A 22,833-nucleotide genomic window follows, 5' to 3' on the forward strand; every position below is an offset into this window, starting at 1 on the left:
AAAGAACACAAAAAACCTCTCCTAAATAAGAAGAGGTTCGCTACTTTTATGTAGTCCATTTCTTATCTAGTCTGGAATTAGCACAGTACATACAGTCTGTTGCTGAAGCTTCATAGGGCCAGTCCCTCCGCCTAAGAGAATATTCTGTTAATTATCACTATATTGTAAACTAATCTAATGGTCAATGGATCCGCCAAACAAAATTATCTATTTAAAAATAAGCATCCAGCCAATATCGGCAAGATGCCTATATATTATCGTTTTTAAATACGTACATTAATTGTCGGCAAACCCACTATGTTCGCCAGACTTACTTATCCCATATAAACACTGTCACATGTTCCTGCTTGCGGCTCATAAAAGCAATGATCCTTAAACTGACCTGCAAACGGCTGGCCATACCACGTCGGAGGGCATGGTGCATACGGATTAAAATACCAAAGTGCATACGAAGAAGGTTGTTGTCTCCAAGACTTCAAATTTCTTTCTGCCAATCTTCTTTCCTGTTCACGTGCTCTCTGATAAAAAACATTTCCTTTTTGAACAGCTTCAAATGAATAATTCCCACCCTGGATCTGGAAGATGACGTCATTAATTGATCTTACATCTGCAAAATCTAAACAGTCAGCTACAGCACGATTTACAATAACATTCCCCACAAACAGCATCCCTAGCTGCCCTTCCCCTTCGGCTTCTGCACGCATCATTCTAGCCATCAAGTCAATATCTGAACTATTGTATTGTACTCTTGCCATGTTATCACCCCACATACAGCGTATGAAAGGAAGCCCAATTTGATGTCATTATGTTGTGAAAATGATCAGTCAAAATGCACTATTTAATTGTGTTTTGGTCCCTATCCTGTATTAATGTTATATGAAAATCTTCCTTAAATGTCACCCAATTAACAGACTCGATATGGATTTCATCATTTATCTGAGGTAATTCATCCAAAAGATTTTCAGCAGTATTTATCATGGTAACAATTCTTTCATCATCCGCACCATTTTTAAAAGCTTCCGTTATCTCTTCACTATATTCTTCTGTATCAGGAAGTATATTGACGATGTACTCTGTTCGTCCTGTTACATCATTCTCCCAAGTGTCAGTTACATAATGCGTGCTATCAATTTTATAATTAGTTTTCAAATATGTATCAACGTCAAAATCAGGATTCTCTTTGACTACCTCATCTTGTGAGTTGTTTGCAGCTTCGTCAGCAGTTGCATTCCCTTCTTCATTTTCAACTTGCGTTTCTTCAGCGACTAATTCATCAGAGTTTTGATTACTTGTAATTTCAGAAACTAATTCCCTATTAGCATCAGAAGATTCTACCTCAACTTTAGTATCATCTATTTCATTCAGTCGCTTTTCAGATGAATTAGATGGTGCCGCAATACTTTCTTCTTTTGATTGCGCCTTTTCGTTTGATGCACTCTCTTCATTAGATTTTGAACAAGCACCGATCACTACAATTGACATTGTTAATAAAATAGCAATTGAATATCTATTTCTTAATCTCATTTTTTACCCCACCTTCTTTATATTGGTGCATCTTGTTGTATGCTCATCCCCTTCACATGATAACACAATTACTATTAATTGGATTTAAATACATAAATAACCACAAACAAAAAAAGAAGACTGTACCTATAATAAGGCAGCAGTCTTTGTAAGTGATTCAAGATTCCACTTTGGAAATAATTCAGTTACGTTCTACAGCAAGATAAGCACTTAGCCACGTATCAGCCATCAGTTTATTACCGGCATCGGTCATATGAACGCCGTCTGTTGTTAAATCCGTTTTCGTTGTTTGCAAGAAGGCTGTATGCGTCGGGACGAGAGTAGCATCATACTTTGCGGCCAGCTCCCTGACAATGTCTACATACGGAACTAACATTTGATTTCCCTTTGAATCATTATTTTCCTCAATAATAGTCGGCTCCATAAGGAAAATATCGGCACCCGTGTGTTTTGTTTCTGCGAGAAGCTTATCTAAGACTGTTATGAATTCCTCTGGATACACCTGTTCCATTTGAGGCTGATCCAGCTGCCTCCATACATCGTTGATTCCAATTGAAATAGATACTAAGTCAGGCTTTAACGACAGCACATCTTGTTCCCATCTCGCCGCTAGATCGGTGACACGGTTGCCTCCCACTCCCTTGTTGAGGATTTCCGCATCTTTTTTCTGTGCTAACTCCTCCTGAATCATTTTTACATATCCAACGCCTATGTCTTGAGGATCTTCAAATCTTCCGCATTCGGTGATGCTGTCTCCGATAAAAATCCATTTTTGAACCATATAAATACCTCCTTAGAATACCAGCCTGTTCACCTGTTTTTTATCCAATCAGTGGGGCTGCATCCTTTACTTTTCTTAAAGATTTGACTGAAGTATTGCGGGTTATTTCCATACCCTAATTGCTCTGCTAGTTCAAAAACCTTAATATCCCTCTGCTTCGACATGATTTCTACTGCTTTATCAATCTTGCATCTCAATACATAAGCAGAGAATTTCTCTCCTACTTCTTTCTTGAATAACTTCCCTAAGTAATCAGTGTTCATATATAAGACTTCATTAGCTATCCATTGCAATGACAAATCCGGATTCTCGATATTCTTTTTTATACTATCTATTATCTTGTTAACGACTGCGGAGTAATTTGTAGATGCTTCCGTGTGGATGCCTATACTTTTCTCTTTATTCTCTTCCGCCAGTTCTTGGACGACTTCCTCTAAAGCTTCATGAATATCTTCTTCACTCGAAGGTTTTAGCAAATAATGCTTCACTCCAAACCGCATCGCTTTTTGAGCATATTCAAATTCGTTATATCCAGAAAGAAGTATCCATCTGATCAGAGGAGAGACTTTTCTTCCTTGTTCAATCAATCCCATCCCATCCAGACCTGGCATGGTGATGTCGGTAATCACGATATCTGGATTATGTTCTTTAATAAAGTCCAAAGCCTCCAGCCCATTTTTGGCGATACCATGTAAAACAGTTCCCTGCTGCTCCCATTCTACAATAGAAGATATTCCTTCCAGAAGCATCGGCTCATCATCTACCAGCAGCACTTTGAACACTATCACTTCCTCCTTCATAAGGAATCTTCAGTATGATTTTCGTTCCCACGTCTGGTTCACTCATCACGTGAATTCCGTATGCCGGTCCGAACAAGATTCTTAACCGATTATCTATATTTCTGATGCCCAAGCCTGTACCTTTTGGACGATAATCTCCGCTCACTAGTTTATTAATAACCTCTTTTTCCATTCCTGGTCCGTCATCCGTTATGGAAATAAACGTATTTACTCCTTCTTGTACAGCTTCAATTCTTATCGTACATACACCGATAATTTCCTGCAGGCCGTATCTTATTGCATTTTCCACCAAAGGCTGAAGACTGAACTTAGGAACCTTACAAGAAAGAAGGTAATCAGGAATATCAGTATGAAAGCTTAATCGTTCTTGAAAACGATAAGATTGAATTGTGATATAGTGGTTCACAATCTCCAGTTCGTCAGCGAGCGGAATTAAGGCTTCTTTCGTTTCCAGCGACGACCGTAAAATAAAACCAAGTGACGTTGCCATACGTGACGTTTCCTGATGTTTACCAAGTCTTGCCGACCAATTTATTGATTCCAATGTGTTATATAGAAAATGAGGATTAATTTGTGCTTGGAGTGTTTTGAATTCAGCATCTTTAATGACCAGCTGTTTCTTATAATTTTCTTCAATCAGTGAATGAATTTGGTTCATCATTTTATTGAAGTTTTCATGCATTTGACCTGCTTCATCCTTGGAGAATCTTACGTGACTTTCCACCTTAAAGTCCTCGACCTCCCCTTTTTGCACTCTTTTCATCTTCCTATTCAATGCCTCGATCGGATTTGTGATTCCTTTAATAAAACGAATGCCAAGAAACAGTAACATCACAAATAACAGAAGATAAATCGTCAATACGGTACTTTTCACTAAGTTAACTGCTTGGAATAATTGGCTGTAGGGAGAAGTTATCATATAAGTCCAGTTTGTATATGCAGCAGAAGAATAGGTCACGAAATATCTGTCAGCATCATAATTTACCAGCTGATATCCATCGTTTCCTTGCACACTGGCCATTAGGAAGGAGTCCTTCTTCGTCGTTTCCTGCGGGAAGATAATTTCCCCATTAGAATCTGAGATCAGCAGCTGCATCTCTCTTTCATCCAGGCTATTCTCAAAAGATGAGACAATATCTTGCATATCAAATCGCACAACGATCATACCCAATCTCTCGAAAGAAAGATCCGGATACGCATTTACTTCCCGAGCCACAACAAACGATCCATCCTGATCATCAGGCGCAAACCATTCAGCTCCTCCATCTTTTTTATTTGTCCCTTGTTTATACTGAAGCAGTCGCTCGTTTGCGATTGAAATGACTCTATTTCCTGCACTATAGCCTCGATCTGTTGTATCATACAGCTGAATGGAATCTATCGAATCTTCGAAGGCACCTAAGTCCACAAGCCTCTTTTTAATAGTAACTCCAATTAGATATGCCTCGTAATCATCGTCCGTTTCTTTTAAATTGTATAGATAAGATTGAAGATAAGGATCAGTTGATAATCTATATGAAAACCCTTTCATTTTTTCGATCTCGTTTTCAATCAAAGCAGACGATACCTTCAATGACTGCGCGGACTGACGATGAATTTCATCATTGTACGCGACGAGGGCATATTGTAAGAGGACTAATCCACCTATACTAAAAGAAACTAAGATGAGGAAGAGTAAACAAAACAACTTATATTTCATCTTTAGATTAGAAAATAAGCTTTTAAGTTTTCTCATGCTGGCACTCCCTCTCCTGCTTTTAGCTTCCTCATCATTCTAGTTCTCTACAATCGAAATAATATCCTCTATATTTCTTCATAGCCTATCTTCTAATCGATACAAACGCTTTGCGTTATTTTGATAAACATCTTCTCTCTCACTCTCAGACAAATGACTTGTCACTGTATCCTCAAACAGCTGGATGACATCTGCGTAAGAACTAGACTTTAAGCATACTGGCCAATCACTGCCGAACAAGATCCGTTTTGGACCAAAGGCATCTAAAACGAGTTCGACATAAGGAGTGATGCTCTTAGTTGTCCAGCTGGCACCGACTTTTTCAGGAACAAGACCAGAAACTTTACACATGATATTAGAGTATTCCGCAATTTTTCGCATATGACTGGCCCATGGTTCCATTTTTCCAGTGTCTATTGGCGGTTTCGCTATATGATCAATTACACAGTGAATATGAGGCATTTTTTCTAACAGCTCATGGATTACAGGTAAGTGTCTTGGGTTGGCCTGTAAATCAATCGGAAAACCCTCATCCGCTAATTTGTTCATATTATGAAGAACCGTACGCTTTAATAGCCACTCCGAAGGCAAATCTTGAATCATTGGCCGGATTCCCACAAAATTAGAATCTTCTTTATAAGCAGCCAACGTTTGTATAGCTTGGGGATCGTCCAATTCAACCCAGCCTACAACTCCGATTACTTCTTTTCTCGTTTTAGCTATATGCAATAAAAACTCATTCTCTTCTAAGGTGGGTGAAGCTTGCACAGCGATTGTTTTGTTTATGCTTCGTTCATGCAGGTTAGGCTTTAAGTGATCAGGTAAATAAGAACGACTTCTGCTTCCAGGACCATGATCAACCTTATCATTGTGTTTGCACCAGAAATGCTGGTGAGCATCTATGATCATTCGACTATTCTCCTTTTATAATGACCTCTGAATACCAGACAAACACCATGACTGAGTTCATGGTGTTTGTTCATAAAAAAACTCTTATCCGATCAATAAGGATTCCGCACCGTCTATAAATATTTCCGTACCCGTAATATGTCTGGACTCATCTAAAGCCAAAAATTTAACAAGATCCCCCACTTCTTCAGGCTTACCTGAGCGATTATCCAAAGGTTTGCTTCCTTCAGGAAATTCTACAGGTATTTTGATTTCGTCCAAATCAGGAGATCGTTTTATCGACTCTTTGAAATTTGTTTCTATTCCGCCTGGACAGATGACATTTACTCGGATATGGTATTTTGCCAGCTCCAATGCGGCCATTTTGGCGAATGCGGCCTGTGCTGCCTTTGAACTGGAATATGCTGTGAAACCAGCTTGAGAAAAGACTCTGTTTCCGCTGATAGAACTGGTAATAATGATGCTTCCGCCTTGCCGTTTCAAATGGGGAATAGCTGCTTTCACGAGGAAGAATGTCCCGTTCAAATTGATGCTGAGAACTTGATTCCAATTGTCAACGCTCATCGACTCGATCGACGACACTTGGCCAACTATCCCAGCATTGGCGAATACCACATCGACCCCGCCCCACTGTTCCATCATTTTTTGTACGGCCGTCTCAACTTGGTTGTATTGTGATATATCACAAGGAATAATCATTACCTTGTAATTCTTTTCTTCCATCTCTTTTTTAACCTCTTGCAATTTTGCTTCATTCACATCCAGCAGGCAAACCCGGAATCCAGCATCTGCAAGCTTAAGGGCCGCAGCTTTTCCTATTCCAGATGCTCCGCCAGAAATGATCGCCGTTTTCTCCACCAACATATCCTCCATTCAAGCAAACGGTTTTTATAGATTTATTAAATCGTCTATGTTGACTGCATTTCCTGACTTCAAGGAGTGGTTACCTGCGATGCCAGTCATGATGGACATTGCTCCGTCTATGTGGGTAGCTGCACGGTTAAATGGGTCTGGCTTGGGATTACCGAATAAATCTTGCAGCAGCAGCGTATCGCCTCCGCCGTGTCCTCCTATTCCATTTTCCACCTGTACCTCATAAGGTACGTCGAACATAGGACTTACCAGAATCGATAATTGTTCCAGCTGCCCTTCCTCGGACTTGCTACCTCCCGAATTCACATAAGACTTTTCTACAATGCGCGCATCGATTCTTCCTTTCGTTCCATTAAAGGCGACGATAAAACCTTCCCACGGCAAGTAGGCATTCAAGCTGTATGTCAGGATTGCTTTACTTTTATAGTTCACCAGCACCCCTAAAGTATCCTCAATACTTATTCCATCTCCAAAAACACTTTGATCCCTTTGATAGCCATCTTCCATCTCAGCATCCAAGTACATGCGTTTCAAATGTTTATTGCTTTCCAAATCAAGGGCGAACGGATCACTTTTTGCCTGTTCGCTTTGATACGCTCGCTGATAGAATTTCGTTTCCCCTCTTTGTTCGGCATTTTCCCTCCCGTAGAAAAGCAGATTTCCTGTTGCATACACACGCTGTGGAGTCGTATCCAGCCAGAAGTTCACCAAATCAAAATGGTGTGTGGACTTATGAACTAGCAGGCCGCCGCTATTTCGTTTATCCCGATGCCATCGCCGGAAATAGTCAGCACCGTGCGTCGTATCAAGCGCCCATTCAAAATGTACCGAGTTTACTTTTCCGATGACACCCGAGCTTATCAATTCCTTGATCTTTGTATTATGCGGGGCGTATCGGTAGTTGAATGTCACTCGGACTTCTCTTCCTGTCCGCTCAATAGCATCCAAGATTTCCTGACACCTGTTTTCATCCGTTGTCATTGGTTTCTCCGTGATCACATCACATCCAAGCTCCAAAGCCCTGATAATATACGTATGATGCGTTCGATCAATGGTAGTGACAATGACAATATCCGGCTTTTCTTGCTGAATCATCCTTTCAAAATCTGCTGCAGGATATGCTGGTATAGCAGGATGCTGATACCTTTCCTCCAGCAGCTGATTGGCATAAGCCATTCTTGTTTCGTTTATGTCACAAAAAGCAGCTAGTGTACATGTATCCTTAAAATCCTTCACCATTGCTCCGTAATAAAACTCTGCCCGGCCGCCTGTTCCCACAAGTACATACTTTTTCATAGCGCAACCTCCCATTAGTTTGATCTTAGTTCGCTGGGATCGATTTGATTTCCTTAGCTAGGAGTTTTGAGGATTTCTTTTCTGTTCTTTCGAATGCTTTAGCAGCTGGCATCATAACGATCAATGCAACAATGCTGAAGCTGAAAAATAACGCCAACCCTTGGAAATACCATAAAATCGAACCTACTCCGATCGTTCCGATGAGCATAACAAACGTTTGGCTCGGGTTTAGCATCATAATAAAGAAAGAACGTTTTACGATTTGAAACGGCTTCATGTCATAATGCACAAGCATCGGGAATGCATATAAACTTGCAGAAAAAGCAATAGATGTGACAATGAGGTACGGAATCGTGAAGTACAAAGCGGCGTTCGCAGCAGATGTTAGGAAGAGGAAGTCAAGATAAAGGATATATCCTAACAGCACGTAGATATATCCCAGCTTGTTACTGTTCACGAACTCCTTCTTATACGTTTGTAAAAAGGTCTGAAAAATAGGAATGTCCGTTTTTCCTTGCAGCCATTGGTGCATCACATGCAGCAGGGCGGTGGTAGCAGGGAAAACCCCGAATACCACCAGACCCGGCAGTAAGAAAACGAGCCAGAGAATATTTATATATGCCATTCTTGTAATCCATTCCAGACCTTTATTAATAGCAGCCATAAAAGCCCCTCCTCTCTATCCTTTTAGACCAGTCGTGCTGATACCTTCCACAACATAGCGCTGGAAGATGAAGAAGATAACAAACACCGGTACAAGTGTGACAATCGACATCGCGAACATCGCTCCCCAGTTTGATACCGTTTCATTACTCAAGAACATGTTCAATGCCATCGAGACAGTATATTTCTCAGGACTGTTCAAATAGAGAACCGGTCCAAGCAAGTTATCCCAAGTCCAATAGAAAGTGAAAATCGCAGTTGTGGCTAAAGCAGGAACAATAAGCGGCAATATTACTTTATAAAAGATCTGGAATGTATTTGCCCCATCGATTGTCGCTGCCTCATCCAGTTCCCTCGGTATCGTTCGGATAAATTGGACGAGCAAGAAAATGAAGAATGGATGTCCAAAGAATGCTGGTACAACTAATGGTTTCAAGGAATTCAGCCAGCCAAGCTCAGAGAAAATGATGTACTGCGGAATCATAACGACTTCATAAGGCAGCATCAGTGTCACGAGCATGATCATGAACCAAAACCCTCGGCCAACGAACTTCAGTCTGGCAAAGCCAAATGCAATCAGCGAACACGAAATCAAGTGACCAAGCAGCATCCAGATAACAAAAACAAGCGTATTTTTAATGAACGTACCAAAACCGTATCCGCCAAACCCTTCCCACCCTTGCGCGTAATTCAGTAACGTAAAGGGATTTGGAATAAGCGATCCAGCGGTAATGAAAATATCGCCGCTCTCTTTGAAAGAGCTGACAAACAGCCATATTACCGGGTAAAGCAACAGGATGGCAAAGCCTCCGACTAGAATATGGTAGAGAAAATATCGAGGTCGTTTTTTAGTCATTCTACTTCCCCTCCGACTCATAATGCACCCAATACTTGGACGTCAAGAAGATGATTCCTGTCAAAACGGCTACAATAAGCAGCATGACCCAAGCCATAGCTGACGCGTAGCCCATATTGAAGTACTCAAACCCTTGCTTGAACAAGTACAGAGAATAAAGAAGTGTACCATCCAATGGACCACCAGTTCCTTTGGAAATGATGAAGGCAGGTACAAAGGTCATAAAAGCAGAAATTGTCTGCATGATGATGTTGAACAACAAAACAGGACTTAGCATAGGCAATGTGATGCGGAAGAATTTCTGGAAGAAGTTCGCCCCGTCCACACTGGCAGCTTCATAAAAGCTTGCCGGAATGGATTTCAAACCAGCCAGGAAGATCAGCATCGATGATCCAAACTGCCAGATGGAAAGGAAAATCAGCATCCATAGTGCCGCTGTTGGTTCACCAAACCAACGAACCGAATCAATCCCCATACTCTTAAGCGCTATATTCACGATTCCATCATCACCAAAGATATTCCGCCACATAATCGCAACGGCAACACTTCCGCCGATGAGGGAAGGCAAATAATAAAGCGTCCGGTACCAGCCTACAGCTCGTGATCCGACATTCAGCAGCATGGCCACCAGCAAGGCGAAAGCGAGCCGCAATGGGACGCCAGCGAATACGTAGATAATGGTAACTTTTAATGAATTAATATAGCGAGGGTCTTCTGTGAACATTTTTATATAGTTCTCAAAGCCGATCCATTTTGGGGCATCAAATAAACCGTACTCTGTAAATGAGAAATACAGGGAAGCTAGCATTGGTGTGATCGTAAAGGCTAAAAAGCCGATGATGAATGGTCCAATGAAAAGATATCCCCACAAATTGCTTCTAAGACGTGAGCTCAATGACGTTACTCCTCTCCTTTTGCAGATGTAATCAAAACGACAGCTGCTCAGCTGCCGTCTTGATCACCTTTTCTCCTATTGTCCAAGCATGCCTTCTGCTTGCGTTCTGAAACTTTCGGCAGCTTCTTCAGGAGCAAGCTGACCATAACTGATTTGTTCCGCTAATGTTTCTAATAATTCAATGACCTCTCCGGCACCAGCTGGATCTGGAGCTCCCATTGGAGAACTGTTTGTTTCAGCCCATTCCACATATTCAAAGACTTGCTTCTGTGCTTCAGAAACTTCATCTTTCAATGCTTCTTTTACTTCAGAAGACCCTGGCACACCACGGTCGCCGAGAATCAATTTATTCGCTTCTACATCGTTCATAAAGAAATCCAAGAAGTCAGCAGCAGCTTCTTTTTGTTCGGAGTTTTGTGACACAGAGAAGAACATACCTGGCTTCAAATAAAGTCCATCAGACGTTCCAGGGCCCGGCATTGGCGCAATCTCAAGCGGCTTCTCAGCTACTTGCTTCAATCCTACGAACTGATTGGACCATTGAAAAATCCCTATTGCCTCTCCTTTTACAACCGGATCATCTTCAATCCCCGTTATTTGAGCAAGAGCATCTGGCGTTGGAGTTGCTCCTTTTTCCACTTGCTCTGCGATCATACTCCAGTAATCCACGAATAATTTATCATCATCATAACCCAAGCCACTGCCATCCTCCGCATAAAGACGAGAGCCTTGGCTGCGAAGGTAATAATCGAAAAATACATCAGGTCTTAGATGTGTATCGAAAAAAGCGCCTTGCGCAACAGCTTTATCAGACATGGTCTTATAATCGTCCCATGTCCAGTCTTCCGGAATTTCACTTCCAAGACCTAGTTCTTCCAATAACTCCGGATTGTAATGGAATCCAACCGCATTTACTCCCGTGTTCATTCCATAGATACCGTCATCTATTTTTCCGCCATTTACGTAATCCTCTGTCATATTGCTCGTGTCGATTTGTTCCCCTAAAAATGGAGTCAAATCAGCTAATTTATTTCCTTGCGCATATTGAGCAAGATAGGAAACGTCCATTTGTACGATATCCGGCAATTCATTTGCTGCCGCTTGAGGAGAAAGCTTCTGCCAATAATCATCCCAGCTCGCATACTCTGCATCTATCTGTACATTAGGATTTTGTTCCTCATACATCTCAATAACTTTCGTCGTATAATCATTTCGCGGCTGATCGCCCCACCAAGCAATTCGCAGCTTCACCTTACCATCATCTGAACCAGAACTGCTTCCCTCACTGCTACAAGCAGCAAGCAATAAAACCAAAATCATTCCAAAAACTAACAGAAGCGATTTTCTTTTCATGTTCAATCCCCCCAGCTCTAATGTAAGCGATTACATTTATGATTTTACCAAAAGGATGGGAATTAGGGATATATAGAAAACAGGGGTAAATGTTTAAAAAAACGTGTAAAACAGTCTCTATTTTTCAGTAATCTTCTTCGGTATGTAGTAGAGACTTCTTTTGCAATCTTGACATTGCCATTTATCATTACAATTATTTAAATCAAAAAAACTTCGAGCTAATTCAAAGCCTCGAAGCATTTTTACTTATCTAACATGTTGGTTTCTCAGCTGCGGTTTAGTCAGCTTTTGATAACGATAGTATAGAAAAGCTGCAGCGACAATTCCAATGGTTGCCACTACACTATCAAAAATAAATATATGTTCCATATCACCTTTTTTAGCTATTAGTCCAGTTGCTATAGGTAAAACAACACTTGCTATACTAGAGGCAGTGGAAACAAACCCTGTAACAGCTCCCTTCTTCTTCCAGAAAAGCTGCGTCATCATTGAAATAGCCAGCTGTAAGATTCCTGCTGTCGAAAATCCCAGGAAAAAGCACGTTATACTTAAAACAAGCGGGGTATGGAAGCAAAGAATAACAGTGACAGCGATCAAAGTAATGATTGGATAAAGTAAAATCACCGTTACAGGCTTAAGAATCTTTTTCAACAGAATAGATAATAAGAGAACGGAAATAAGCGAGCCGATACTATAATAGCTCAGCAACTCAACCGAATTTGATGCAGACATCCCAGCAACTTCTTGTCCATAGCTTGGTAACCAAATTTGTGAAACCGTTAATAATGCGGTTGATGTAAAACCTATAATAATAAGAGCAATCCCTTCTTTCCAAAATTCGGGTTCAGTTAAGAATTGGCTTACTTGAGAATTGTCTTCCAGCCCTGGTTGTCCAGCTTGAGTCTTAGGAATAGCAAAAAATAAAAAAATCATATTTACAATGTAAATAGCTGCTGGTACAAAAAAGGAAAATCCATAAAATAAATTATTTTCGGATAGAAATAAGATGATAAATGGCAGAATTGTAGCACCTAGCGATACAAACCCTTTTATCATGACACTTGCTGAGCTAGCAGATTTCGGAAACATCTCAGTGAGAGCTGGATATGTACCAGCATCCATAGCTGAATTTGAAATACCCGCAAATATCGCTAACACAATTGCTATCTCATAACTAGGTGAAAAGGGGATTCCTATCAAAAAGACGACCATCGCAATTGCGGAAACAATAATTAAAGGTTTCCTGCCGAACTTATCTGACAATGCCCCTGCTATGCTGTAGCTTATCAATCTTCCTATACCTATTGCTGCAATCAAATAACTGACACCTGTAGCATCCGTATCCAATTGATTTGTTAATGAAGACATATTTGAAGCCAGGATAATATTTACCATACCTAATAGAAAGTAATTAATATACATCCCAAATGCCGATATAAAGTATTGATATTTCATTAGTTTCCCCCCGCAATGTAAAACATCCTGCTACTGCTATTGTTCTCCCCATAGAAAAATACAGTAAAAAAAGGTATCCTATATCATCAAGATAAGAATCCTCAAAAAAAACTAAGAAAAACATGGAGTGATCTCCTGTTTTTCTTAGCCCGATCCTTCATTCATTACTTAGATGTGAACTATACAATTCACATTATAAAACGAAAAAGCAATCTTATTTAATGGTATTATCTCCACTATAATTTTATTTACTAGTACTTAATAGTAACATTTATTCAAACATAATTTTTTTAATTTCTTCTTTTGGCATTTCTTCTCCAGAAAATAGCTTAAATCCTAATGCACCTTGTCCTAACATCATACCCAAACCATTGATGATTGTCGCACCAGCTTCTTCTGCCTGGGTTAACAACTTAGATTTTGCTGGATTATAAACAACGTCTGTTACAACTAAACCTTTACGCAAAACATCTAATTTATCATCCAGTATACTTAAATGATCTAAAGGTTTCATCCCTAGACTTGTCCCATTTGCTAGTATTGCACTTTCTGCTACTTCACGACTAAATGCCTCTTTATCCTCTAACGGAAAAATGTTTGCTTTTACATCATAATCCTTCATGTCATTGTTGATTTTCTCAACATTCAATTCAGCTTGGTGGAAATATTGGTCATTGCGAGCAAAAATACTAATTTCAGAAATTCCAGCAAGAGCCAATTCGATTGCGATTGGTGTTGCTGCTCCACCTGATCCTACAAGGGTTACCTTTTTCCCTTGTAAATCAATTCCATGTTCTTTAAGGTTGTTAACATAGCCTTTTCCATCCGTGTTATAACCAATTAATTTGCCATATCTATTGACGACTGTATTGACAGCTCCAATATATTTAGCACTCTCATCTAATTCATCTAAATATTGAATGACTTCCATTTTATTTGGCATCGATACGTTAAAACCTGCCACATCGAGAGCTTTCATTCCTTCTACAGCTTTTTCCAGTGTTTCATTGCCCACTTCAAATGCTAGGTATGCGTAATTTAAACCCTTTAATGTATATCCTAAATTATGCATTCTTGGTGACAAACTGTGTCCGATTGGTGTAGCAAGTAATCCAACTAATTTTGTTTTCCCATCAATTTTCTCTAAGTTATTTTCAAAGTTTTCCATGTTAAAATCTCCCTTATTGAATTTTCTATATAAATATCATTCTAATAAATAACCTTACTTCGCATTAAAATGAGTAAGAATAGCCATACCAACTGACATTAACTAATTACTTCTAATACATTTCTTAATTGGTCAACAGGAATTTGACCTGGTGCAGATGCTTCTATGCCGGCACCAAATGTACAAGCAGAACCAAATACTGAACCTGCTAAGCGGCTAACTAGGCCTGTACCAGACATAGACATGGTAATAAACGGTCGATCCGCATAGATTGTTTTCATTGTATTTGTAGCCTCTAATAATACTAGAACATCCTCTGCACTTTGGGGCATAACAGCAATTTTCGGTATGTCAGCACCAAACTCTTGCATTTTGCGAAGACGATAAATTATTTCTTCTTTAGGTGGAGTCTTATGGAAATCATGATTACACATGATGACATAAACACCATTTTCCTTCGCTAGCTTCACTGTTGCTTTGACTTCGGATTCTGCAAAAAACAATTCAACATCAACAAGGTCTATCTGCTTCGTTTGAATAGCTGTATGCAGCAATTCAAAATAATAACGATCTGTAATTTCTTTATTACCACCTTCTTTAAAACTTCTAAAAGTGAAAAGAAGAAGTGTATCTGGCAAAACGTTTCTAAGTTTTGTAATCATATTTGAAACAGCTTCTAAGCTTTCGACATGCTCATAGCAATCTACTCGCCATTCAACAATATCCGGCTTCGAGAATTTTACCGTTTCAACTTCTTGAAGTATTTGTTCCTCTTTAGTCGCTACTAATGGAACAATAATTTTTGGAGTACCTTCTCCAATTGTGGTGTTTTTAATTGTAACTGTCTTCACTTTGTGATCCTCCTACTAAAATCTTTCAATCATATTAAATTTAAAACTTTTGCTTTTTAATGACTCAACCTTTTCTTGTCAAAAGATTAAATCGATACATCACTACCAATGCCGCCAAAATTTCTACCACAGCAATGGCCACTTCAAGCCAGATAATTGCAGTAATGCTAGTCGTATCAGCCATCACACCGGTTAAAGCCGGTAAAGAAATAACTGCTATACTGCCCGATGTTGAAATAATCCCCGTCATCGTGCCCTTTTTCTGCCAGAATAATTGCGTGATTACCGTAATGGCTAACTGCAGTACTCCAGAAATAGATAAACCGACAAAGAAAGCACTGATGATTGCTACACTTAATGAGTTTACTGATAAAAGAACAATCAAAGAAATAACTGTAATAATCGGGTATACAATCATAATTGTCACAGGGCGAACCTTTTTCAGTGCAACAGCTAGCAAAATAACAGAAACAAAAGCTCCTGTACTATAATAGCTAAGCATTGTTACGGATTCCGTATTAGTCATACCTAATACTTCTTGACCTAAAGTAGGTAGCCACAATGGCGCGATCATGATTAATCCTAAAGAGGTAAAGCCAATAACGATAAGGGCAAGTCCTTCCACCCAAAATTTCGGCTGAGATAAAAATACGTTTTCCTCAGATTGTTTCGTACTTCCGTTATCAGATTCTGCATTTTTATGGTTCGGAAATCTTGCAATAAGGATTAAGACCAACGCAATAACTGTTACGATTGCAGGAATATAAAATGAAAATTTATAGCTCATATTATTAGTAGCTAAAAAAGTAATAAATATTGGAAGCAGGATTGCCCCAACAGAATTAGATGCTTTTGCTAGAACATTGGCTGTTCCTGCAGACTTTGGAAAAGACTCAGTAAGGGCTGGATATGTCCCTGAATCCATCGCTGAGTTTGCAATTCCCATCAACACGGCCAAAACAAAGGCTATTTGATAATTAGGCGCCATAGGAAATCCGATTAAGAATATGGCCATTAAAATACTTGAAAAAGCAACTAATGGTTTTCTACCTAATTTGTCTGATAGATATCCATTTAAAGCATAAGTAAGAAGCTTCCCAATTCCGAAAGCAGATAAAAGAAGACTGATTCCTGAAGTAGTGGTATTCAATTGTTCTGTTAAACTGCTCATATTTGATGCAAATATTATATTAACCATTCCTAATATGAAAAAGTTAAGATACATTCCACCTGCTGCAGTTATATATGGACTTTTCATAAAAAAATTCTCCATTCCCTCTATAAAAGTATTAAACATTAAATTAGTACAAGTGTTTGTCCTTCAATCCTGTTCATCAACCGCCACCTCTCAATAAGCACTGATTACTCATTTCCTTGGTTATGTTCCATCAGTAACCACTTCTTATATTTAATATGGCTTTAACCTTGAGTTATTAATTTAATCAGTTCTCCGTACACTCATGCAGTTACATGTATTAAATTAGTATATCGTTCTACTAATAGTGTAAGATAACCCACATTTGATTTTCCCAATATATTCGCAGCATAGTGACAACTACTACTGTATCTACAACACATCTTTTATTTTGGTATATCGTTCTACTAATAGTTCAAGGTACCTCACACATTTGGTCTTCTCAATGTATTCGGAGCATAGTGACAACTACTACTGTATCTACAACACATCTTTTATTTGGTATATCGTTCTACTAATAGTGCAGAGTACCTCACACATCTAGCCTTCGCATTATATTGGAGTTTCAGTGACGACTACAGCTGTATCTATAACACATCTTTTATTTGGTATATCGTTCTACTAATAGTTCAAGGTGTCTCACACATCTAGCCTTCGCATTATATTGTAGTTTTAGTGACGACTACAGCTTGATCTACCACATCTTTTATTTGGTATATCGTTCTACTAATGGTGCAGAGTACCTCACGCACTTGGCCTTCGCATTATATTGGAGCAAAGTGACAACTCTTACTGTCACAGTAACATAAAAAAAAATCTTCAATGTTGGAATATGGTGCAATTAATTCTTTTCTTTTATAACACTTTTAAAAGTCGTTACTTGGAAAAGATACATATAGGCATTGAAATTAAAATATGCAGTAATTACGTATACCTCATCATATTGAGAAGTATATTAAAACATTTTTCTACTCCATCTATTCCACTTATTTTTTTATTAATCTGCGCAGTAAATAAACTAAAATAAGTGTGCCTCAGCTATTATACTGCTACACTAAAATTGTGTCAAACCCATGAATTCACTTTATAACACATGTGATTTTATTCACAATTTACTTGACAGGTATCAAATGTATTAAACAATGTATTCAATCTTTTCGTTAAATATATAGATATAGAGGCACAGCCCATACCTAGAAAGTATAAAGGTTAAAGCAAATAAATCTTAACCTGTGCTGCAATGGAATGACCCGTTATTGTAGGTTATATAAAAAAAAGGTACTATTAAGAGAGAAAACATTATTGGAGAAATCCTGCGTCTTTTCAAAAGGAAAAATTATATGCAATGCATGATTTGCGATAATTAGTTTTCTTTTAAGAAATTAAAATTCTATTCAAGATGGTGATTCAACAATGAAACATCCTAAAAAAAAGCGAGTCACATTACAAGAGGTCGCAAAGCATGCTGGAGTATCGACCGCCACTGCTTCCCTTGTCGTTCGTAACAATCCTAGAATATCTGATAAAACGCGTAAAACAGTGATGAATTCAATGAAAGAATTAGGGTATGTATACGACAGAGTTGCTGCAAATCTCAGATCACAAAGTTCTAATACAGTGGGCGTGATTATCACCGATATTTCTAATAAATTCATTTCTGAATTTTTGGTAGGTGTACACGAAACACTGGAAGAGGTCGGATATACGGTGTTGTTAGGAACGTCTTTTGATTCTCTAGCCAAGCAAGACCATCTCCTTTCTACCATGTTGGAACATAGAGTCGGTGGTTTGATTCTCGACCCGGTCTCTGGGAGTAATGCAGAAACAGTTAATCGGTTAAACCAGATGAACACACCAATGGTTCTTGCTGTCAGAGAATTACCGGAAGTGAAAAGTGACTATGTTGGCATAAATTATAGGAAAGGGTCCCTGATGGCTACTAAGCACTTAATAGATAAGGGACATAAAAGGATCGCGTTCTTAGGAGGCGTTCGAACATCCTCGACCTGGATTGAACGTATGGACGGATATCAGTATGCCCATGATAACGCGGGATTGATCATCGACAATAACTTAGTGGTAGACAGTCCTCCTACCCGAGAAGGTGGGTTAGAGGCTGTATTACAAGTCCTTCGTAATCCTGATCCTCCAACGGCTATTTTTTGTTTTAATGACTTAGTTGCCTTCGGAGTGATGCAAGGGTTAAGAATGGAAGGTTTTAATCCCGGTCAGGACATAGATATTGTAGGATTTGATAATATTCCTGAATCAGATGTCTATCACCCCCCCTTAACAACTGTCTCATCATTTCCTCGACAAACAGGGGTAGAAGCCGCAAAGCTTTTACTCCAGCAATTGTCCGATGATAGCCATGAGCAGCAGCGACTAATTCTAGAGCCAGAGTTGATTGTTCGAGAATCTGCGTAAAGGATTTAATTGCAAGATGACTGGCTGTATGTTTAGGACATATCTTCCCCCTGCACCTTTATTATTTTTGGGTAATGACAGATTCCAGTTAGAACTACAATTTTCATTTAAGCCATAAAGTAATGTTAATAAAAGTACTAGCTTCAAAACAATGAAAAAAATACTGGTAACACTAATACGTAAATAAAGCGCTGGAATCCTTTTATATCAGGAGTTCTAGCGCTTTTATATTCTATCACCTATACTAAAAACAGATAATCATCACTTTATATTTTTACGTAAAGATACACGTAGGAGACGAATAAGTTTTGTATACTCACGATTGTTTAACTAATCTGCCCCCAAGGAGCTCTCAACAACAGAAAAAGCGCTAAAAACCTTTATCTTCCAGGTTTTTAGCGCTTTTCTCATTAGCGTCCCAAGAGGGATTCGAACCCCCGACCCACAGCTTAGAAGGCTGTTGCTCTATCCAGCTGAGCTATTGGGACATGGAGCGGGTGAAGGGAATCGAACCCTCGACATCAGCTTGGAAGGCTGAGGTTTTACCACTAAACTACACCCGCGTGTTTCTTTTATGTATGCTGTCCTCTCTTAAGGACAAGATTTATTCTACATGATATATAGCATATAGTCAACAGTTTTTTGAAATTAAGTAATTGCTCCGGTTTCCCGGAGCAATACTCCTTAATAATACGGACGGATCATCAAGTAAACGATGACGCCTGTAAGGCTGACATAAAGCCATAATGGCATTGTCCAGCGGGCGATCTTTCGGTGTCTTGGCACGTCCATATTCCAAGCACGTGTTATCGATGCAAGAGCTAGCGGTACGATGACTGCTGCCAGCACGATATGCGTGATAAGGATAAAGAAATAGATCGGACGGATGATGCCTTCGCCTCCGAATGATGAATCTCCTGCCAAATAGTGATAAGCTACGTAAGAAATCAAGAACAATGTAGTTGTGACAAAAGCAGAATAGATGAAGCGCTTATGCCAGATGATATTCTTCTTCATGATGAAGATCAATGCCAACAGCAGGAAGACGAACGTAAAGCTGTTAAAGATAGCATTCAGCATTGGCAGGATGTGTACGTCGAATAAATCGAAGCCTTCGACTGGCGGTAAGCCGCTCAATACGACAACTAATCCATCAATGATGATGGTCAGCCAAATAACAAGCGGACGATAATTGCGTTTTTTATGATTTGGTTTGTAACCGAAATCGGCTTCATTCATACAAAATCACCTCAATTCATTCAAACACTAGTATAACGTATGTGTGAGGTGATTCGGCAATAGAAACGTTACAATTTTTTGTCCGAGCTTACTTGAATGTGACGGATTTCTCCAGTTCCGGTACTTCTTCGCCACCCAACGTATAGTATCGAACCGTTGCAATTCTATCTTCGTAGGACAGAATGCAATATGTCGGATATGGCGACTGCTTTGGCAATCGGATACTGCCTGGGTTGATATACAGCCTGCCGTCGATTACGTCCGCTCTCGCTACATGGGAATGACCGTAGCAAACAATCTTCGCATCTTTCTCTGCTGCCAGCTTTTCCAGAGGACGGAGACTCGATTTCACTCCATATAGATGACCATGTGTGATAAGGATTGGCAGTTCAGATGCTGTCAGCTCCTCCACTTCTGGATATGCTCTGTCATAATCACAGTTTCCAGCGACCCGATAATAGCCTTCCATCTCTGGTGCATCAAAAGGCAGCTCCGAATCACCACAGTGAATATACGCCGCAACTTCGTCTTCATGTCGCTGCTTCAGCATGTTTACTTCAGTTGTCAATCCGTGACTGTCACTCGTTATCAGTATCTTCATCCTCTAACCTCACTTCGCTTGGTCATTCAACCATTTTTCCAAATGTACCATCGCTTGTTTCCGGTGGCTGATTTGATTTTTCTCTTCAGGTTTGAGCTCCGCCATCGTTTTATCATAGCCTTCTGGCTGAAAGACAGGATCGTAGCCAAAGCCATGTTCACCGCTTGGCACATCTGTGATTTTCCCTTCCACATGGCCTCTCGCATAGAACGTTTCTTTGCCAGGCTGTGAAACGGCTAATACACATACGAATCGAGCAGTACGCTCCTCTTTTGATACAGCTTTCAGTTCTTCCAGCACTTTATCCATATTTGCTTGATCACTTTTTTCTTCTCCAGCATAACGAGCCGAATAAACGCCTGGGCGCCCTTCAAGTGCATCAATCTCTAATCCTGAATCATCTGCCAGCACAGGGACTTGCAGGTGACCTGCCATTGTTTCTGCCTTCAGTGCTGCGTTTTCCTCGAATGTAGTACCTGTTTCCTCAATTTCATCGAATTGCTGTGATAATTCATCTAGTCCGTAAGCTGTAATATCGTATTCTTCGAAAAAGGCTTTAAATTCCTTCAGTTTTCCGGCATTTTTTGTTGCGATAATGATTTTATCCATGTTTAACCCTCCAATGAACGTTTCTGCATATCTGTACCCTTTTTGAAACCAAATTAAAAATTATGTAAGAAGAAAAGCTACTTTCCAGTATAGCGCTCTGCGATTACTCTTTGCAAAAATTCAGCGATTAAAAAGTTGAACTGAATGTCATTTCTTGTCTCTATCAATCAGCCTAAACAAAACGACACAGATAAGTATAAGCGTGATAAAAGTTCCAGTCGTGTCAGGTGGTTCTGAGAAGAGCCATCTATTTATAGGATAGTTGATAATCAATATTACAATTGCAAGTGTTACTAAAATACGATCAAGGCTTTTCATTTTTTACACCCGCTCTTTCATACTCAATTTTCAATCTTCTTATACAAGATTAAATATAACACTTTTTTGGTAAACGATTAGACCTTATAAAAACTAAAAACCCGATCAAATGACCGGGCTTTCTGCTTTTACAACTTTTCAGCTGGAACGTACTGTTCTCTTGAGACAGGCTCAGCGTATGCTTCGCCGTGCTCATTGAACACTTCTTCCACGCCTTCTACTTTAACGGATACAGCTTCGACTTCTTCAAGCTCTGTCAAGCTCATAACAAGTGTTTCCATAAGCTGATCTGTGATTGCAGCTTCATCCACGTTGCTCAATACCTCCGTGTTGAATTCCAAGTTAAGGATGCCATCTTTCAATGTTGGCTCAGAAGCGAGTGCCGAGCCTGTATTGAAGACATTGGACAAATTGCTGTCCATAGCTGGTCCGTCAATCAGTGCATTGACGATCTCTTCGTAGTCGTTTTCTGCATTGCTGTTCATACGCTCTGTTACTGGCACTTCATAAGGTGTGCCGTCTACTGCTTCTGCCGGGAAGTATAGCGTGACAGACTGGCTGTTCACAGTAGTGATGCCATTATCCATCAAGTTGATACCGTCAGCTCGGGAATAGCTTTTCCCGATAGGTGTGCCATCAACCGGCATTTTCGCCAGTTCTTGTCCTTCTACGCGGATGGCCACATTTTTCACATTCTCAAACTGTGTCAATGTGTACGTAATGGATTCAAGAATCTTCTTCTCACTGGCTGCTTCGTATTCATTGAATTCCTTCGAGAAGTCAACAATCAAAGTGCCATCTTCCTGCGCATCAATACCATTGATCGTTGTTCCTGCCGGCAATACTGCTTGGAAGCCGTTAGGAAGCATGTCCGTTACTGGACCATCCTTTACGAGGTATTCCAATGTTTCTTTTGCTACTTCATTCGTCTGTGGCAGTTCAAATGTCATCGGTACGACCATTCCATTGGCATCCATCAGGAACAACTGACGTTTTGCTGTAGCGGATTCGCCTTCTTTAGCACCCTCTTCAGGCTGTTCTTCCTCACCCTCTGCCGGAGCGTCTCCTTCAGCCGGTGTTTCTCCTTCAGCTGGTGCTTCCGCTGCGCCAGGATCAAGCGCGTTTTTCTCCAGCTCGTCCACATAAGTTGTATCCTGCGGCACGTCCACTTCGTCGACAGCCTGTTCTCCTTTTAAGGAGCATCCGGCCAATAAAATGGAAAGGCCTATTACACTAGTGAAAAGACCTGCAATCTTTTTATTCATACGCACTTCTTCCCCCTTGA

General features: G+C 39.9%; 21 protein-coding genes, 2 tRNA genes and 1 riboswitch. Of the genes, 1 reads left to right on the forward strand and 22 read right to left on the reverse strand.

What is annotated here, in order from left to right; genetic code table 11:
- Positions 1–52: 52 nt before the first annotated feature.
- Positions 53–146: riboswitch (SAM riboswitch) on the reverse strand.
- 168 nt (positions 147–314) lie between these two features.
- The 16 genes from CHH48_RS05350 to CHH48_RS05425 form a co-directional block, all read right to left on the reverse strand.
- Positions 315–755 carry a cell wall hydrolase gene (locus CHH48_RS05350; protein WP_095220290.1) on the reverse strand — a complete coding sequence of 147 codons (441 nt, stop codon included), beginning with the start codon at positions 753–755 and terminating at the stop codon, positions 315–317.
- A 79-nt stretch (positions 756–834) separates the two neighbouring features.
- A complete protein-coding gene (locus CHH48_RS05355; RefSeq protein WP_095220289.1) occupies positions 835–1,524 on the reverse strand; it encodes a hypothetical protein in 690 nt (229 codons plus the stop codon).
- Between the two features lie 181 nt (positions 1,525–1,705).
- A complete protein-coding gene (locus CHH48_RS05360; protein WP_095220288.1) occupies positions 1,706–2,305 on the reverse strand; it encodes an SGNH/GDSL hydrolase family protein in 600 nt (199 codons plus the stop codon).
- Between the two features lie 29 nt (positions 2,306–2,334).
- Complete coding sequence (locus CHH48_RS05365) at positions 2,335–3,087, reverse strand: response regulator transcription factor (RefSeq protein ID WP_095220287.1); 753 nt, start codon at positions 3,085–3,087, stop codon at positions 2,335–2,337.
- On the reverse strand, positions 3,062–4,840 hold the full coding sequence (locus tag CHH48_RS05370) for a cache domain-containing sensor histidine kinase (RefSeq protein WP_095220286.1): 1,779 nt from the start codon (positions 4,838–4,840) through the stop codon (positions 3,062–3,064). Before CHH48_RS05370 ends, CHH48_RS05365 begins: the two co-directional genes overlap by 26 nt.
- A 78-nt stretch (positions 4,841–4,918) precedes the next feature.
- Positions 4,919–5,749 carry an amidohydrolase family protein gene (locus CHH48_RS05375; RefSeq protein ID WP_095220285.1) on the reverse strand — a complete coding sequence of 277 codons (831 nt, stop codon included), beginning with the start codon at positions 5,747–5,749 and terminating at the stop codon, positions 4,919–4,921.
- Between the two features lie 84 nt (positions 5,750–5,833).
- Complete coding sequence (locus CHH48_RS05380; protein WP_245840317.1) at positions 5,834–6,613, reverse strand: SDR family oxidoreductase; 780 nt, start codon at positions 6,611–6,613, stop codon at positions 5,834–5,836.
- A 24-nt stretch (positions 6,614–6,637) separates the two neighbouring features.
- On the reverse strand, positions 6,638–7,918 hold the full coding sequence (locus tag CHH48_RS05385; RefSeq protein ID WP_095220283.1) for a Gfo/Idh/MocA family protein: 1,281 nt from the start codon (positions 7,916–7,918) through the stop codon (positions 6,638–6,640).
- Between the two features lie 25 nt (positions 7,919–7,943).
- A complete protein-coding gene (locus tag CHH48_RS05390; protein WP_095220282.1) occupies positions 7,944–8,582 on the reverse strand; it encodes a YesL family protein in 639 nt (212 codons plus the stop codon).
- A 15-nt stretch (positions 8,583–8,597) separates the two neighbouring features.
- Positions 8,598–9,437, reverse strand: coding sequence for a carbohydrate ABC transporter permease (locus tag CHH48_RS05395; protein ID WP_095220281.1), 840 nt, complete (start codon positions 9,435–9,437; stop codon positions 8,598–8,600).
- A 1-nt stretch (position 9,438) separates the two neighbouring features.
- Positions 9,439–10,332, reverse strand: coding sequence for a carbohydrate ABC transporter permease (locus CHH48_RS05400; RefSeq protein ID WP_095220280.1), 894 nt, complete (start codon positions 10,330–10,332; stop codon positions 9,439–9,441).
- A gap of 75 nt (positions 10,333–10,407) precedes the next feature.
- Positions 10,408–11,685 (reverse strand): ABC transporter substrate-binding protein, encoded by a 1,278-nt coding sequence (locus tag CHH48_RS05405; protein ID WP_095220279.1) that lies wholly within the window; start codon positions 11,683–11,685, stop codon positions 10,408–10,410.
- Positions 11,686–11,931: 246 nt separating this feature from the next.
- On the reverse strand, positions 11,932–13,140 hold the full coding sequence (locus CHH48_RS05410; RefSeq protein WP_095220278.1) for an MFS transporter: 1,209 nt from the start codon (positions 13,138–13,140) through the stop codon (positions 11,932–11,934).
- A 271-nt stretch (positions 13,141–13,411) separates the two neighbouring features.
- The gene (locus CHH48_RS05415; RefSeq protein WP_095220277.1) at positions 13,412–14,308 is read right to left on the reverse strand and encodes a quinate/shikimate dehydrogenase; all 897 of its coding nucleotides are present in this window, start codon (positions 14,306–14,308) and stop codon (positions 13,412–13,414) included.
- A 98-nt stretch (positions 14,309–14,406) separates the two neighbouring features.
- Positions 14,407–15,159 (reverse strand): type I 3-dehydroquinate dehydratase, encoded by a 753-nt coding sequence (gene aroD, locus CHH48_RS05420; protein ID WP_095220276.1) that lies wholly within the window; start codon positions 15,157–15,159, stop codon positions 14,407–14,409.
- 64 nt (positions 15,160–15,223) lie between these two features.
- A complete protein-coding gene (locus CHH48_RS05425; RefSeq protein WP_095220275.1) occupies positions 15,224–16,417 on the reverse strand; it encodes an MFS transporter in 1,194 nt (397 codons plus the stop codon).
- Between the two features lie 1,350 nt (positions 16,418–17,767).
- Between CHH48_RS05425 and CHH48_RS05430 the strand changes: the two genes are divergently transcribed.
- Positions 17,768–18,781 carry a LacI family DNA-binding transcriptional regulator gene (locus CHH48_RS05430; protein WP_095220274.1) on the forward strand — a complete coding sequence of 338 codons (1,014 nt, stop codon included), beginning with the start codon at positions 17,768–17,770 and terminating at the stop codon, positions 18,779–18,781.
- Between the two features lie 414 nt (positions 18,782–19,195).
- On the opposite strand, the gene CHH48_RS05435 is transcribed toward CHH48_RS05430, so the two are convergent.
- The 6 genes from CHH48_RS05435 to CHH48_RS05460 all read right to left on the reverse strand — a co-directional run bounded on the left by CHH48_RS05435 (position 19,196) and on the right by CHH48_RS05460 (position 22,813).
- Positions 19,196–19,269 (reverse strand) — tRNA-Arg (locus CHH48_RS05435).
- 1 nt (position 19,270) lies between these two features.
- A tRNA-Gly gene (locus CHH48_RS05440) sits at positions 19,271–19,344 on the reverse strand.
- A 121-nt stretch (positions 19,345–19,465) separates the two neighbouring features.
- On the reverse strand, positions 19,466–20,020 hold the full coding sequence (locus CHH48_RS05445; RefSeq protein ID WP_095220273.1) for a DUF420 domain-containing protein: 555 nt from the start codon (positions 20,018–20,020) through the stop codon (positions 19,466–19,468).
- An 88-nt stretch (positions 20,021–20,108) separates the two neighbouring features.
- Positions 20,109–20,621: a metallophosphoesterase gene (locus tag CHH48_RS05450; RefSeq protein WP_095220272.1), complete on the reverse strand. Its 513-nt coding sequence runs from the start codon at positions 20,619–20,621 to the stop codon at positions 20,109–20,111.
- A 9-nt stretch (positions 20,622–20,630) separates the two neighbouring features.
- Positions 20,631–21,230, reverse strand: coding sequence for an XTP/dITP diphosphatase (locus CHH48_RS05455; protein ID WP_095220271.1), 600 nt, complete (start codon positions 21,228–21,230; stop codon positions 20,631–20,633).
- A gap of 446 nt (positions 21,231–21,676) precedes the next feature.
- Positions 21,677–22,813: a GerMN domain-containing protein gene (locus CHH48_RS05460; RefSeq protein WP_095220270.1), complete on the reverse strand. Its 1,137-nt coding sequence runs from the start codon at positions 22,811–22,813 to the stop codon at positions 21,677–21,679.
- Positions 22,814–22,833: the final 20 nt, after the last annotated feature.

Origin of the sequence: Terribacillus saccharophilus (assembly GCF_002272075.1) — a bacterium.
In the GTDB taxonomy this organism is placed as follows: Bacteria; Bacillota; Bacilli; order Bacillales; family Amphibacillaceae; genus Terribacillus; species Terribacillus saccharophilus_A.

Excerpts from the sequence above, each read along its gene's own strand:
- CHH48_RS05350 (WP_095220290.1), bottom strand. The coding sequence starts at position 755 with ATGGCAAGAGTACAATACAATAGTTCAGATATTGACTTGATGGCTAGA.
- CHH48_RS05355 (WP_095220289.1), bottom strand. The coding sequence starts at position 1,524 with ATGAGATTAAGAAATAGATATTCAATTGCTATTTTATTAACAATGTCA.
- CHH48_RS05360 (WP_095220288.1), bottom strand. The coding sequence starts at position 2,305 with ATGGTTCAAAAATGGATTTTTATCGGAGACAGCATCACCGAATGCGGA.
- CHH48_RS05370 (WP_095220286.1), bottom strand. The coding sequence starts at position 4,840 with ATGAGAAAACTTAAAAGCTTATTTTCTAATCTAAAGATGAAATATAAG.
- CHH48_RS05375 (WP_095220285.1), bottom strand. The coding sequence starts at position 5,749 with ATGATCATAGATGCTCACCAGCATTTCTGGTGCAAACACAATGATAAG.
- CHH48_RS05380 (WP_245840317.1), bottom strand. The coding sequence starts at position 6,613 with ATGTTGGTGGAGAAAACGGCGATCATTTCTGGCGGAGCATCTGGAATA.
- CHH48_RS05385 (WP_095220283.1), bottom strand. The coding sequence starts at position 7,918 with ATGAAAAAGTATGTACTTGTGGGAACAGGCGGCCGGGCAGAGTTTTAT.
- CHH48_RS05390 (WP_095220282.1), bottom strand. The coding sequence starts at position 8,582 with ATGGCTGCTATTAATAAAGGTCTGGAATGGATTACAAGAATGGCATAT.
- CHH48_RS05395 (WP_095220281.1), bottom strand. The coding sequence starts at position 9,437 with ATGACTAAAAAACGACCTCGATATTTTCTCTACCATATTCTAGTCGGA.
- CHH48_RS05405 (WP_095220279.1), bottom strand. The coding sequence starts at position 11,685 with ATGAAAAGAAAATCGCTTCTGTTAGTTTTTGGAATGATTTTGGTTTTA.
- CHH48_RS05410 (WP_095220278.1), bottom strand. The coding sequence starts at position 13,140 with ATGAAATATCAATACTTTATATCGGCATTTGGGATGTATATTAATTAC.
- CHH48_RS05415 (WP_095220277.1), bottom strand. The coding sequence starts at position 14,308 with ATGGAAAACTTTGAAAATAACTTAGAGAAAATTGATGGGAAAACAAAA.
- CHH48_RS05425 (WP_095220275.1), bottom strand. The coding sequence starts at position 16,417 with ATGAAAAGTCCATATATAACTGCAGCAGGTGGAATGTATCTTAACTTT.
- CHH48_RS05430 (WP_095220274.1), top strand. The coding sequence starts at position 17,768 with ATGAAACATCCTAAAAAAAAGCGAGTCACATTACAAGAGGTCGCAAAG.
- CHH48_RS05445 (WP_095220273.1), bottom strand. The coding sequence starts at position 20,020 with ATGAATGAAGCCGATTTCGGTTACAAACCAAATCATAAAAAACGCAAT.
- CHH48_RS05450 (WP_095220272.1), bottom strand. The coding sequence starts at position 20,621 with ATGAAGATACTGATAACGAGTGACAGTCACGGATTGACAACTGAAGTA.
- CHH48_RS05455 (WP_095220271.1), bottom strand. The coding sequence starts at position 21,230 with ATGGATAAAATCATTATCGCAACAAAAAATGCCGGAAAACTGAAGGAA.
- CHH48_RS05460 (WP_095220270.1), bottom strand. The coding sequence starts at position 22,813 with ATGAATAAAAAGATTGCAGGTCTTTTCACTAGTGTAATAGGCCTTTCC.